Source organism: Salipiger sp. CCB-MM3 (genome assembly GCF_001687105.1).
GTDB lineage: Bacteria > Pseudomonadota > Alphaproteobacteria > Rhodobacterales > Rhodobacteraceae > Salipiger.
The window spans coordinates 2,074,553-2,087,919 of sequence record NZ_CP014595.1; the positions used below are offsets into that span (position 1 = coordinate 2,074,553).

Here is a 13,367-nt window from a genome sequence, read left to right on the forward strand (position 1 = left end):
TCCTCCCTCCGGTTCGGTTCAGCGGAACACGGGCGCGCGCTTTTCGAGGAAGGCGTTCAGCCCCTCTTCGGCGTCCGGGGTGGTCTGCACCAGCGCGGCGCAGAGGCTTTCGGTAAAGAGACCATCGCTGCGCGACATGTCGTTGATCCGGCTCAGGGCCTGCACCATGAAGTAATTGGACATGGGCGCGTTCCCGGCGATCTGCTCGGCCAGCTTGCGGGCCAGCGGCAGCGCCTCACCCGCCGCGACGCTGTAGTGGGTCAGCCCCAGCCGCAGCCCGTCCTCGGCCCCGTATTTGCGCCCGGTCAGCATCATCTCGACCATGCGATCCGCCCCGAGGATGCGGCCCACCCGCACCGAGGCGCCGCCGCCGACGAAGATGCCGCGCCGCCCCTCGGGCAGCTGGAAGATCACCGAAGGCTCGGCGATGCGCACATGGGTCGAGGCCGCCAGTTCCAGCCCGCCGCCGATCACCGCGCCTTCCATGGCCGAGATCGTCACCTTGCCGCCGAACTGGATCATCTCCATCACCCGGTGCCAGTTGCGCGAGTGATAAACGCCATCCTCGGCGCTGCGCGAGACATGCTCCGACAGGTCGAGCCCCGAACAGAAGTGCCCGCCCGCGCCGGTCAGGATCACCACGCGGACCTCTTTGGGCAGGGTCACATAGGCGTCCTCCAGCGCCGCGATCAGCCCGTCGCTCATGGCATTGCGCTTGTCGGTGCGGATCATGGTGATGGTGGCGATCTGGCCGTCCACCTCGGTGGTCAGATATTTGGCGTGGTCAGACATGGCTGTCTCCTTCGGGAACTTGGGGCGGGCGGTCATTTCGGGGCGAGCCGGACGGCACTGTCGAGGCGGATCACCTCACCGTTCAGCAGCGGGTTCTGGATGATCTGCTGCACCAGCAGCGCGAACTCATCGGGTTTGCCCATGCGCGAGGGGAAGGGCAGGCCAGCCTCCAGCGCGGTGCGGGCTTCGGGCGGCAGCCCGGCGCTCATGGCGGTCTCGAAAAGCCCCGGCGCGATGGTCATCACGCGGATGCCGAAGCGGGCCAGTTCGCGGGCGGCGGGCAGGGTGAGCGAGGCGATCCCGCCCTTGGAGGCGGCATAGGCGGCCTGTCCGATCTGCCCGTCCTGATAGGCGACCGAGGCAGTGTTGAGGATGATCCCCCGCGCGCCGTCCGCATCCACCGGCTCCAGCGCCGACATGGCGCGCGCGGCGTGGCTGAGCACGATGTAACTGCCGAGCGTGTTGATCTTCAGCGTGCGCTCAAAGGCCTCGATGGGCAGCGAGCCGTCACGGGGCAGAATGCGGGTGGCGGTGCCGATCCCGGCACAGTTGACCGCGATGCGGGGCGTGCCGAGCTTTTGCGCAACTTGCGCAAACGCGGCCTCTACCGCGGCAGCGTCCGAGACGTCGACCGCCACCGCCAGCCCGCCAATCTCGCCCGCGACGCGCGCGGCGGCTTCGGCCGAGAGGTCCAGCACTGCAACCTTCGCGCCCTCTGCCGCCAGCCGCCGCGCGGTGGCTTCGCCGAGGCCGCTTCCGGCGCCGGTGACGAGGGCGATGGTTCCTGTGATGTCCATTGCAATAGTCCTCAGAAGAAGCCGCGGATGGCGAGCATGCCGCCGACCAGCACGAGGTCGGCAAGGATGAATGGCACGATCCCCGCGAACACCTGCTCGAGCCGCACGTAGTCTCGGGCGACCGAATGTATGACGAAGACGTTGAGCCCCACCGGCGGCGTGATCATTCCGATCTCCAGCAGCTTGGCCACCAGCAGGCCGAACCACAGCTTGTCGACGCCGTGCTGGGCGAGGATCGGCAGGAACAGCGGCAGGGTCAGCAGCAGCGCCCCGATCGGTTCGAGGAACATGCCGAGGATCAGGTAGATCACCACGATCACCAGCAGCAGCGCGAAGGTGCCGAGGCCCAGCCCCTCGACGAACATGCCCATCTGCATCGACAGGCCCGACATGGCCACGAGCCGGGTGAAAAGGTTGGCGCCGATGGCGATGATGAAAAGCGCGCCCGACGAAAGCAGCGTGTCGACGAGGCTTTCCTTGAAGTCCGCCCAGCTCAGCGAGCGGCGGGCGATGCCGAGGACCAGTGCGACGAAGCTGCCGAAGGCGCCCGCCTCGGTGGCGGTGAAAAAGCCGGTGAAGAGCCCGCCGAACACCGCGCCGATCAGCAGCAGCACCGGCCAGATCTCGGCGGTCTTCTTCCAGCGGTCGCCCATCGTGTAGGGCTCGGCGCGGGGCAGGCTCTCGGGGCTGCGCAGCCAGACCAGCAGAACGGCGCAGATGTAGAAGGCCAGCGAGGCGAGGCCGACGAAAAGCCCACCAAGAAAGAGGTCGTTGATCGAGATCTCGGCCTGAATGCCAAAGAGGATCAGGATGATCGAGGGCGGGATCAGCGCGCCGATGGTGCCGCCCGCAGCGACCGCGCCGGTGGCGATGCGCAGATCGTATTTCTGCCGCGCCATCTCGGGCACCGCGATGCGGCCAATGGCGGCGGAACAGGCGACCGATGAGCCCGACACGGCGGCAAAGCCCGAGGCCCCCGCCAGCGAGGCGATGGCCAGCCCGCCGGGCAGCCAGCCCCACCAGACCCGCGCCGCCTCGAACAGGCCGCGGGTCAGGCCGGAGTGATAGGCGATGTAGCCCATCAGCAGGAACATCGGGATCGAGCTGAGCGTCCAGCTTGCCGACGTGGTGTAGGGGATGGTCGAGAGCATCGAGAGCGCCGGGCGGATGCCCGCGACTGCCCAGATGCCAACGAAGGACACAAGGATCAGGCTCGCGGCGATCGGCACGCGCAGGGCGATGAGGATCAGCAGCGCGGCGAGGGCGAGAATGCCGATGGTGACGGGGTCCATCAGATGTCCTCCCCGGACTTGGTGATGTCTTCTAGGGCGCCCACGGGGTCGTGGTCATGATCGCCGAAACGGCCGGTCAGCACCTCGATGATGCGGATCGCCATGATCAGCAGGGCCAGCGCGAAGGAGATCGGCAGGATCCAGTAGCTCGGCCATGTGACGAAGCGCAGGGTGCCCGCCTCGATATAGGCGCCGCGCTCCATCTGGCGGATCGCCTCCAGCCCCGAGCCGTAGGTCAGCACCGCAAGCACCGCAGCGAAGACGCCGAAGCCCAGCAGTTGCACCAGCTTCAGCGGCACGCCGGTGAGGGTCTGGGTGAACACCGTGGCCTCGATGTGCCGGCGGTTCAGTTCGGTCAGGGCCAGCGGCAGCACGCTGACGGCGACCATGTAATACTTGCCGACAAGGTCGGAGGTGCCGGGAAAGCCCGCGCCAAGGAAGGCGCGCATGAACACGTCGACAACGACCTGTCCCATCATCGCCAGCAGCACGAAGCCGCCCAATACCATACTGATCCGCGCCACGGCGGACTCAATCGGGGTGAACATCCGATCCTCCGGAGAATGTCGGGGTTTGCGAGCGGGGGCACGCGCCGGGGGAGCGCCAGCGCGTGCCGCTTGGGCTTAGCTGCCGTAGCTGGAGAGGTCGATCTTCGACCAGATCTCCTCGGCACGCAGCGCGCCCAGTTCTTCGGGGGTCATGCCGGGGGTGACCAGCTCTTCCCACTTGTCGATCAGCGCCTTGTAGCGGTCGATCTTGGTCTGCGCGTCGCTGACGCCGCGCTCTTCGAGGATCGAGGCGGCATTGGCGAGACGGTCTTCGTTGAAGGTGTCGCGGGCGTCGATCAGGCTCTGGTCGGGCTCGATGAACTCGACCATATCGCCCGCGCGCACTTCTTCGATCTGCGTGTCGAACCCGGCCAGGCCGGCGGCGAGCCCGTATTGCGCAGCGGTGGCCAGCGCGCTGCGGTCTTCGCCATCCATGCGATCCCAGAGCATCTTGCTGGCGGTGGCCACGGCGGCACCGTTGAACACGCCCTGCTCGATTTCGGTCACATAGTCGACCACATCGCCCAGACGGTTTGCGATGATCTCATGCGGCGACGAGAAGGTGGCATCGATCACGCCTTGGCTGAGGCTTTCGAACAGCTCGCTCGACTGCATCTGCACCGGCGCGCCGCCGACGCTTTCCACGAAGGCCGCGTAGAAGGGCGAGCCCGAGCGGACCTTCAGACCCTTCATGTCGTCGGCGGTCTTCACCGGCTTGGTCGACAGCAGGTCATAAAGCGGCGTGGTGTCGGACCCGAGGTACACCTGCCCATTGCGCGTAAACTCGGCCTGACAGGGTTCGCAGGTGGCGATGTATTCGGTGACGGCGGACGAGACGACCATGGCGCTCGAGCCGAGCATCGACAGCTCCGAGACCAGCACGCTGTCGGGATATTCGGCGACGAAATAGGGCATCAGGAGCGGGCCGAACTCGGTCACCCCGTCGCGCAGGCCGGTGGACATCTCGTTGGGTGCGACCAGCCCCGAGGGTGTGTCCATCCCGGTCCAGCGTCCGTCGGTCAGCTCTTCGAGCTTCTTGAACATCACCGGATAGACATCCTTGGCGATGGCGTGGTTGGGGCCGAAGGCGCTGGTCGCGCGGATGGTATCGGCCGAGGCGCTGACGGCCAGCGCCGAGATCGAGCAGGCGAGCAGGCTCGCGGCAATGCGCTTATTCATGAATTTCCTCCCGTTTGAACAACACGGCCGGCCTCCTCTGCCGCCCGCGCAACTCCTCTAGCGCGCCTTGTCCTCGAGCCGTCCGAGGACGGTCATTAGGTGGGCGCGGTCTTCGTCGTTGAGGCGGCCGATGATTTCGTCCTCGGCCGTTCTCACCCTCTCGGCGGCGTGGTCGCGCAAGCGGCGTCCGCGCAGCGTGGCGGTCAGCGCATAGCGCCGACGGTCGGTGGGAACCTTCTTGCGGGCGATCAGCCCGCGCTGTTCCAGCTCGTCGATGATCACGACGAGGTTGGAGCGTTCCATCTGCAGGGCGTCCGCAAGCTCAGACTGAACGATGCCGGGGTTGTCGGTGATGATCGACAGGCACGAAAAGCTGACCACCCGCAGATCGTCCTCGGCCAGCACGCGCTGTGCCTCGGGCTGGATCTGCATATAGGCGCGCTTGAGCCGGTAGCCGATCAGATTGCCGAGCACCGTATCCTCCACTTTCGGCCCTTTGGGCGCCTCCGAAATATCGTCGGGATGCGTCATCGGGTTCCTCCTCGCTTAAAAGGCTATGGAGGATAATAGTTATAGTCAATAACTATTTCCGAGGGTGCGCTACGGGCCGCCGTTGGGGGCGGCAGCCCGAGGAGGTTTCAAAGGGTCTTTCGGGGTCACGCGCGCAGCAGGAAGCCCTTGAAGAAATGTGAGATTTCTTCTGCCGCATCGAGCGGAAGCACCTGCGCCACATATTGGTCCGGGCGCAGGATCAGCAGCGCTCCGCGGGCCCTGTCGATGCCGCGAAGATCGAAGATATCGGGGCCATTTTGCGCCGGGCAAAAGACCTTCTCATAGTCGGTGAGTCCGTATTTGCCCTTCTTCGGCAGCAGCGCGCCCGGCAGGTCCTCGAGTCGCATCTCGCGGTGCGGGATCTGGAAGACGGCGCGCAGGTCGATCACGCTGTCGGGGTCTGTCCCCTTGGGGGTGAAGCCCGCGATCACTGGCGCCAACGCGGCGCAAAGCTGCGCCACGGCACCGCCTGCTTGCCCGGCGTCGCCGGCGGGCGCGAAGGCCAGCACCCGCCAACGCCCATCCGCCTTGAAAGCATGGCCAAGCTGCACCGGCTTGGCATCCGCCAGCCGCACCACCGGCGCGGAATGGAACCGTTTGCCGACAAGCTGCCCCGCCGCCAGCGCTTGATGTTCGGGTCCGCCGGTGATCAGCGAAGGGTCGTAACGCGTCTCGACCCCGGCGGTGTAACGCCCGTGCTGCTTGAAATAGCGCTGGAACTGTTCGGCCTCGGCGGCATCCTTGGGCTTGGCGCTGAACAGGCGCGCCATGTCGCGGTCGAAGTCGATGAGTTCTTTGGCCTTGGCGCGGCGCTCTTCAGAGTAGGTGTCGAGCAGGGCAGGGGCCGCGCGCCCGCGCAGCACGGCAGCGAGTTTCCAGCCGAGGTTGAAGGTATCGGCCATGCTGACGTTCATGCCTTGCCCGGCCTTGGGGCTGTGGGTGTGGCAGGCGTCTCCGGCGATGAAGATGCGCGGGCTGCGGCTGCCACGCATCGCCTCGGGCACGTCGTCGAACGCATCGCAGACGCGCTGGCCGATCTCATAGGCGGACCACCACGCCACTTCCTTCACCTCGAGCGTGTAGGGCGCAAGGATCGCCTGCGCCTTGGCGATCAGCATCTCGGCGCTGACATCGCGGTCGGCGGCGCGCTCCTCGCCGTGCAACTCGTCGAGCTCGATATACATGCGCACCATGTAGCCACCCTCGCGCGGGATGATCAGCACGCTGCCCTCATCCGCCGACTGGATCGCCGCCTTGAGCCGGATGTCGGGGAAGTCCGTGACCGGCAGCACGTCCATCACCCCCCAAAGCTGGCGCGCCGACTCGCCCTTCAGCGCGTGGCCCATCGAGGCGCGCACCGTGCTGCGTGCGCCGTCGCAGCCAACGACATAGCGGGCGCGGATCGTCTCGGTGCCGGTCCCATCGAGGCATTTGAACGTTGCCTGCATCGGGTGGTCGGCATCGCCGGTCTCTGTCAGCTCCACCAACTCGCGGTTGTAGTCCGGGGTCAGGCGGCGCGGGGAGTTGCGCATGATCTCGAGGTAAAAGTCATGCACCCGCGCCTGATTGAGGATCACATGCGGCATCTCCGAAAGGTCGTCCTCGACGTCCTGAATGCGGTCGGCGCGGTGTAGTGCGATGGTTGTGCCGGGGCGCCAGAAAGAGACCTCATTGACCCAATAGCCCTCTTTCATGACCTTTTCGGCAAAGCTGAAGGCCTCGAACATCTCGACCGAGCGGCAGGCGATCCCGTCGGCCTGTCCCACCTCCAGCGGGCCGGATTTGCGTTCGGTGATGCGGACCGAGATCTCGGGGAAGGCCGAAAGCTGCGCCGCCAGCGTCAGCCCGGCCGGGCCGCAGCCAACGATCAGAACGTCGACGTCCTGCGATGTGGTTGCTTCCAGCGGCTCAGCAATGGCCGGATCGCCGGGGCGGAACCCGTTGAGGTGAAATTGCATGGCGAGGTCCTCCCAGATGATACGTGTACTTACTATACAGCGCTGGACCAGGCCGGAGTCAATATGATAAGTGTACGTATCATATTTGGAGACCCACCCTTTGACCCAGCGCAACGACCTGTCCTCGATGCCCGGCCACCTGATCCGGCGGCTCAACCAGCGCTCGACGGCGGTGTTCCACGAGCGGATGAAAGCGGCGCCGGTAGAGCTGACGTCGGTGCAATATGCCGCGCTGGACGTGCTGTCGCAGAATCCCGGCATTGATCAGGCGAAGCTGGCGGCGCTCATCGCCTATGACCGGGCGACCATCGGCGAGGTGGTCAAACGGCTGGTGCAAAAAGGGCTGGTGGCCCGGCAGGTCAACGAAGAAGATCGCCGCGCCCGCAGCCTCAGCCTCACCGAGACGGGCGAGGCGGCGCGGGCCGAGGTGGCACCGCTGGTGGCACAGTTGCAGCCCGATATCCTCTGCGGGCTGACGGAAGAAGAGCGGGCGCAGTTCATCGCGCTCGCCCGCAAGGTGGTGGACAGCTGACCCGTTAAACCCTGCGGCAAAATTTCCGCAGGCGGGGGGATGACTTCGGCTTTGCTTGCAATACATTCCTTACAAAGAATATGTAAGGGCGGCACCGATCCGCCCGACAGCCGAAGAAGGAAAGCCAAATGACTATCAGCCCCGTCGTGAAGACTTTCTGGGACGAGCCGACCGGAAGCTGGCAATACGTCTTCCATGACCCCGACAGCATGAAGGGCGCGATCGTCGACCCGGTGCTGGATTTCGACCCGCTGGCCGGGGCCACGCGCACCCATAACGCCGACGCGATCATCGCCTATGTGCAGGAGGCCGGGATCGAGATCACCTATATCCTCGACACCCACCCGCATGCCGACCATTTCTCTGCCGCGCCCTACATCAAGTCGAAGATCGGCGGCACCACCGCCATCGGCGAAAAGGTGAAGGACGTGCAAAAGCTCTGGCAGGGCATCTACAACCTGCCCGATCTGCCCACCGACGGCGCGCAATGGGATGTGCTCTTTGCCGATGGCGACGAATTCACCGTCGGCGCGGTCCCGGTGAAGGTGATCTTCAGCCCCGGTCACACGCTGGCCTCGATCACCTATGTCGCCGGGGATGCGGCCTTTGTGCATGACACCTTCATGATGCCCGACAGCGGCACCTCGCGCGCGGATTTCCCCGGCGGCAGTTCCGCGCAGCTTTACGAGAGCCTGATGAAGATCCTCGCGCTGCCCGAGGACACGCGGCTCTACGTCGGGCACGACTATGCCCCCGAGGGGCGCGAGGCGCAGTGCTGCGCCACGGTGGCCGAGCACAAGGCGAAGAACATCCACCTCAAGGACGACCCGTCCGAGCAGGAATACCGCGCGGTGCGCGACAAGCGCGACGGTACGCTGCCTCTGCCGAAACTGATGCTGGCGGCGCTGCAGGTGAATATCCGCGGCGGGCGCCTGCCCGATCCCGAGGACAACGGTCGCAGCTACCTGAAGATCCCGCTCAACTATTTCGATCCGCGCTGACCCGCGCCGGATCAAAAAACGGGGTGCCGGGGCGTTTGCCCCGGTCCCCGAATGGATCAGACCCTGCTAGGGACGTCAGGCCCTGACCGCAACATGGCCCGCCATGCGCTCGAATTCCGCAAGGCAGGTGTCCAGACCGATCACATCGGCGTATTTCGCATTCATGTCGAAGAGATTGGCCTCATGCGGGCCTTCGTGCCGGTCGCCGCAGGCCTCGCGCACCACCAGCGTGCGGAACCCGTGGCTCATGGCATCGACGCAAGAGGCGCGCACGCAGCCCGAGGTGGTCAGCCCCGTCAGGATCACGCTGTCGCAGCCCATGGCGTGCAGGGTCGAGGCGAGCGAGGTGCCGAAGAAGGCCGACGGATATTGCTTGGGAACCACCAACTCGTCCTCCTCGGGCGCCAGACCTTCGGCGAACTCGGCGGTGGCGCGGCCCGGCAGAAAGGCTTCCAGCGGGGCGGCCTTTTCAAAGAACCGCCCGCCGTCGATGCCGCTGGGGTGCAGCGCCATGCGCGTCAGCACCACCGGAACCCCTGCCGCCCGCGCCGCGGCGCGCAGATCCAGCGCCGCCGCCAGCGCGCGCACCGCGCCGGGACCGGCGAACAGCGGGCAGGCCTCGTCGTAATAGGCGTGGGCGAAGTCGATCAGCACCAGCGCCGGACGCGCGCCAAAGCCCACCTGCCGGTCGTAGACACCTGAATAATTCTCCGCCGCGCCGCTCACGTTCAGACCACCTCGGCCTTGACCAGATGCTCGAACTTGCCGTCGTGGTAGAGCAGCGGATCGGAATCGCTGCCCCAGTCGGTCACCGCGATCACCTCGCCGATAAAGATCGTATGGGTGCCAAAGCTGCTCTTCTGCGCCGGGCGGCAGTCAAAGCTCACCTGCGCGCCGCGCAGCGCCGGGGCACCGGTCTCAAGCTCGCTCCACTCGCCCACTTCAAAACGGGTCTCGCGGTCCTTCGGCATGGCAAAGCGCGTGGCGATGTCCTGCTGGTCGCGCGACAGCACGTTCACGCAGAAGGACTCGGCTTCGCTCAGATGCTCGTGGATCGAGGCAGAGGCGTTGACGCAGATCAGCAGGCTCGGCGGCTCGGCGCTAAGCGAGGTCACGGCGGTGGCGATCAGCCCATGCCGCGCGCCACCCGTCTCACAGGTGATCAGCGAGACACCAGCGGCGAGCCGGCGCATGCCGTTCTTGAAATCATTGGGGTCCATCAGTCGTCCTTTCTTTCCATCGCGGCGGGCCGGGAGAGAGCCATCGCCGGTGCGATCTGCGCGGCCAACCGGATCAGCCGGCGGTCCTGCGCGCGCGCTGCCACCAGTTGTACACCCAGCGGCAGCAGGTCCGCGCTTACTGGAACATGAATGCAGGGCAGTTGCATCGCCGTCCAGAGCGCATTGAATTTCGGGTTGCCCGGCGTGCGGCCCGGCGGCGCGAAACCGGGGGCCGAGGGGGCGATCACCGCGTCATAGGGCGCGGCAAGAGTTTCAAAGGCGCGGCGGTGGTCTGCAAGCCGGTCGTAGGCCTCGAACATCTGCCGCGCGCTATGGCCTTCGCGGCGATCCGCGCGGGCGATGAAATCATCGTGAACCAGCGGGCCACGGTGGCGCAGGTTGCGGAAGGCGGCGGCCCCCTCGCTCAGCAGCACGCAGCGGTGCAGCGCATCGAGATCGGCCATCTCCTCGGGCAGGTCGAGCCAGTCCACATCGGCGAGCGGCGCCAGCCGCTCGGGCAGAACCTCCAGCAGCGCCAGCATCTCGGGGGCCAGCTCGTCGACATAGGGCGTGCGGCACAGCGCCAGCCGGGGCCGGGCAGGGGGCGTCTCACCGCCGGGGAAACCATAAACATCGCCCAAGAGGTCAAGATCGGCATAGGAACGCGCGTACAGCCCCACCGTGTCGAGGCTGGCGGCATAGAGCTTCACCCCCTCGGCAGAGATCATCCCCCAGCTTGGCTTGATCGCCGGCACGCCGCAGAAGGCTGCGGGGCGGATGGTCGAGCCGCCGGTCTGTGTACCAAGCGCCAGCGGCACATGGAAATCCGCCACGGCGGCGGCGGATCCCGCCGAAGAGCCGCCCGCGGTGCGCGACGGATCGGCGGGGCAGCCGGTCACCGCGTTGCGCCCGGCAGCGGCGAACTCGGTGGTGTCCGTTTTGCCAAGAATGATCGCCCCCGCCGCGCGCAGCAGCTCGACGCAGGGCGCGTCATCGCTGGGGCGGCGGGTGCTGTAGAGCGGCGAGTTGTGCGTGGTCGGCAGGTCTGCCGTGTCGATGACATCCTTGATGCCGACAGGGATCCCCGCCAGCGGGCGCGGATCCGAGGCGGCAATGGCGCTGGCCTCTGCCTCGGCGCGCGGGTTGAGGCTCAGCCACGCGCGGATCTCGCCGTCACGCTCGGCGATCCGGGCAAGGCAGGCGCGGGTCAGGTCTCGGGGCGTCAACCGGCCATCGCGCATCAGCGCGCGGGCGGAGGTGGCGTCGAGCCGGAAAAGGTCAGTCATCGGGTGGTCCGTGGTATGTGCGGCCGCCCCCAAAAACACAGAGGGGAGCAAAGGGGCGGCCGCGCCAGTCAGCTGAATGAAGCCCGCAGGCTCAGGCGGCCTTGAGCTTGTGGCTGCGCGACTGCATCAGCGGCTGGATCTTCTGGCCGAAGGTGTCGATCCCTTCGAGGAAGTCATCGAAGGTCATCATGATGCCCTTCACGCCTTCCACTTCGGCGGCCTCGTCGAGCATCTTGGCGACCGTCGCATAAGATCCGACCAGCGTGCCCATGTTGAAGTTCACCGCGCCTTCGGGGATCGCCATATGCTTGGCGGTGGAGGTGCCGTCGCGGCCCTGATCGACGTTGGACTGGTCGATCAGCCACTTCAGCGCGTCCATATCGGCCTCGTCGTGGTACTTCTGCCACTTGGCCATGGCCGCTTCGTCGGTCTCGTCGGCGATGACCATGAACAGCACATAGGCGCCCACGTCCCGGCCCGATTCCTTGCTGGCCGCCACGAGGTTCTTCGAGTTTTCCTCAAAGGCTGTGGGCGTGTTGATCCCATTACCGAGGATGAAGTTGTAATCGGCGTATTCGGCGGCGAACTTCATGCCGCGCGGGCTCATGCCCGCGGCGACGATCTCGACATCGCCTGCCGGCGGCGGCGAGAGCTTGCAGTCGTCCATGGTGAAATGCTCGCCCTTGAGGTCCGAGCTTCCGGTGCCCCAGAGGTCCTTCATCACCTGCACGTATTCGGTCGCGTAATCGTAGCGGTAGCCGAACCACTCGTTGCCCGGCCACAGGCCCATCTGGCTGTATTCGCCCTCGGCCCAGCCGGTGACGATGTTGACGCCGAACCGGCCCGGCGCGATCGAGCTGATCGTCGAGGCCATGCGCGCCACGATTGCCGGCGGCAGCGTCAGGATGGCGGTGGAGGCAAAGAGCTTGATCTCCGAGGTCACGGCGGCAAGCCCGGCCATCAGGGTAAAGCTTTCCAGCGCGTGGTCCCAGAACTCGGTCTCGCCGCCGAAGCCGCGCAGCTTGACCATCGACAGGGCGAACTCCAGCCCATAGCTCTCGGCCTTCTGCACCACCTGTTTGTTGAGGTCGAACGTCGCCATGTACTGTGGCGAGCCCTTGGAGATCAGCCAGCCGTTGTTGGCGATCGGAATGAAGACACCCATATCCATGTGAATTCTCCTGCTGGACGTATCGTCTTTTTTGTATGTCCGAACTTAGTCCGGGCATTGCGACGCAGGTCCAGCAGGGACCGCAGGAAAGTCCGGACTTTTGCGCATTGTCCGGTCGGCTGGTGATTTTCTGGGCAAACCGGCGCCGCGCTGTCAGCCGCTTGGGCGCTGCGCGAGCCGTGGGGCGGCGCCTATTCGGCCGAGAGATTCGTCCGATAGGCGAAGGAGTCCGCGGGCGAGGTCTGGATCGCATATTCCAGCAGCCGCCCGCCCGAGGCCAGATAGCGGCGGGTGATGCGCAGCCCGATGGTGCCCTCAGGGCGGCCCAAGGCGGCGCAGACCTCGGCGTCGATCTCCACCGCGCGGATCTCCTGCTGGATCTCTTCGATCCGCTCGCCGGTGCGCTGCTCCACAAGCTGAAACAGCGACGAGCGGAGCACGCTCATGTCGGCCACCACGTCTTGCGCAATCGGATCGAGATAGACCTCGTTCCAGCAAAAGGGCACAGGTTCCCCAATGAAATGCCGCGGCCCGGCCATGTAGATCAGGCGTTTTCCGGGGCGGCAGCCGATCTCGGCGGCGGTCTTGCCGCGCACCTCGCGGCGCTCTTTGTGCTCGATGAAGAACTCGCTCTGGCTGGCGAAATCGAAAAGATCGTCGCGGCTGTCGTTGCGGAAGCGGTCGCGCCAGTCGGGTTTCGAAGCCTCGACCCGCGTGCCCACGCCCTTGCGCGCCGCCAGCATTCCGCGCTTGCGCAATTGCGCAATCGCCTGACGCACGGTGTGGCGGCTCACCCCAAGCTGCACCGCCAGTTCCGCCTCGGGCGGCAGCAGGCTGCCCACCGCGCGCTCGCCCGACACGATCTGCCGTTCAAGCCGATGCGCCACCTGCAAATAGAGCGGCGTCGACGTGCTGCCCTCTTCCGATGCGCTGCCCGGCAATTGGTCGCTGTCCAGATCGCTCATGACGCTTGCTCCCCTCCCGCGGATCAAAATCTTGTCAATAAGTACGGACTTATTTACTAGTGGTGCGCAGTTTC

The 13,367-nt window shown here is 65.9% G+C and carries 14 protein-coding genes; 2 read left to right on the top strand and 12 right to left on the bottom strand.

All coding sequences use genetic code 11. From position 1 onward, the window contains the following. Positions 1-18: 18 nt before the first annotated feature. The 7 genes from AYJ57_RS10060 to AYJ57_RS10090 all read right to left on the bottom strand — a co-directional run bounded on the left by AYJ57_RS10060 (position 19) and on the right by AYJ57_RS10090 (position 7,118). The gene (locus AYJ57_RS10060) at positions 19-792 is read right to left on the bottom strand and encodes a crotonase/enoyl-CoA hydratase family protein (RefSeq protein ID WP_066104465.1); all 774 of its coding nucleotides are present in this window, start codon (positions 790-792) and stop codon (positions 19-21) included. A 32-nt stretch (positions 793-824) separates the two neighbouring features. After that, on the bottom strand, positions 825-1,589 hold the full coding sequence (locus AYJ57_RS10065; protein ID WP_066104468.1) for an SDR family NAD(P)-dependent oxidoreductase: 765 nt from the start codon (positions 1,587-1,589) through the stop codon (positions 825-827). Positions 1,590-1,600: 11 nt separating this feature from the next. Beyond that, the gene (locus AYJ57_RS10070) at positions 1,601-2,881 is read right to left on the bottom strand and encodes a TRAP transporter large permease (protein WP_066104471.1); all 1,281 of its coding nucleotides are present in this window, start codon (positions 2,879-2,881) and stop codon (positions 1,601-1,603) included. Further along, the gene (locus tag AYJ57_RS10075) at positions 2,881-3,429 is read right to left on the bottom strand and encodes a TRAP transporter small permease (RefSeq protein ID WP_066104474.1); all 549 of its coding nucleotides are present in this window, start codon (positions 3,427-3,429) and stop codon (positions 2,881-2,883) included. The genes AYJ57_RS10070 and AYJ57_RS10075 overlap by 1 nt, the downstream gene beginning before the upstream one ends. Before the next feature lie 75 nt (positions 3,430-3,504). Next, entirely contained in the window at positions 3,505-4,608 is a 1,104-nt protein-coding gene (locus tag AYJ57_RS10080) for a C4-dicarboxylate TRAP transporter substrate-binding protein (RefSeq protein WP_066104478.1), read from the bottom strand. Between the two features lie 57 nt (positions 4,609-4,665). Further along, the gene (locus AYJ57_RS10085; protein WP_066104481.1) at positions 4,666-5,139 is read right to left on the bottom strand and encodes a MarR family winged helix-turn-helix transcriptional regulator; all 474 of its coding nucleotides are present in this window, start codon (positions 5,137-5,139) and stop codon (positions 4,666-4,668) included. Between the two features lie 125 nt (positions 5,140-5,264). After that, positions 5,265-7,118, bottom strand: a complete 1,854-nt coding sequence (locus AYJ57_RS10090) for an FAD-dependent monooxygenase (protein WP_066104483.1) — start codon at positions 7,116-7,118, stop codon at positions 5,265-5,267. A 100-nt stretch (positions 7,119-7,218) separates the two neighbouring features. Here AYJ57_RS10090 and AYJ57_RS10095 point away from each other — a divergent pair, with 100 nt between their 5' ends. Both AYJ57_RS10095 and AYJ57_RS10100 read left to right on the top strand, forming a co-directional pair. Further along, positions 7,219-7,650: a MarR family winged helix-turn-helix transcriptional regulator gene (locus tag AYJ57_RS10095; RefSeq protein WP_335740001.1), complete on the top strand. Its 432-nt coding sequence runs from the start codon at positions 7,219-7,221 to the stop codon at positions 7,648-7,650. 128 nt (positions 7,651-7,778) lie between these two features. Further along, entirely contained in the window at positions 7,779-8,651 is an 873-nt protein-coding gene (locus AYJ57_RS10100) for an MBL fold metallo-hydrolase (protein ID WP_066104486.1), read from the top strand. Between the two features lie 75 nt (positions 8,652-8,726). Here AYJ57_RS10100 and AYJ57_RS10105 read toward each other — a convergent pair whose 3' ends face one another. The 5 genes from AYJ57_RS10105 to AYJ57_RS25860 form a co-directional block, all read right to left on the bottom strand. Next, the gene (locus tag AYJ57_RS10105) at positions 8,727-9,377 is read right to left on the bottom strand and encodes an isochorismatase family protein (protein WP_083191207.1); all 651 of its coding nucleotides are present in this window, start codon (positions 9,375-9,377) and stop codon (positions 8,727-8,729) included. 2 nt (positions 9,378-9,379) lie between these two features. After that, a complete protein-coding gene (locus AYJ57_RS10110) occupies positions 9,380-9,871 on the bottom strand; it encodes a flavin reductase family protein (protein WP_083191208.1) in 492 nt (163 codons plus the stop codon). Then, positions 9,871-11,157: an amidase gene (locus AYJ57_RS10115; RefSeq protein WP_066104495.1), complete on the bottom strand. Its 1,287-nt coding sequence runs from the start codon at positions 11,155-11,157 to the stop codon at positions 9,871-9,873. The genes AYJ57_RS10110 and AYJ57_RS10115 overlap by 1 nt, the downstream gene beginning before the upstream one ends. Positions 11,158-11,248: 91 nt before the next feature. Beyond that, complete coding sequence (rutA, locus tag AYJ57_RS10120; RefSeq protein ID WP_066104497.1) at positions 11,249-12,328, bottom strand: pyrimidine utilization protein A; 1,080 nt, start codon at positions 12,326-12,328, stop codon at positions 11,249-11,251. Positions 12,329-12,519: 191 nt separating this feature from the next. Continuing rightward, positions 12,520-13,293, bottom strand: coding sequence for a GntR family transcriptional regulator (locus AYJ57_RS25860; RefSeq protein WP_066104501.1), 774 nt, complete (start codon positions 13,291-13,293; stop codon positions 12,520-12,522). Positions 13,294-13,367: the final 74 nt, after the last annotated feature.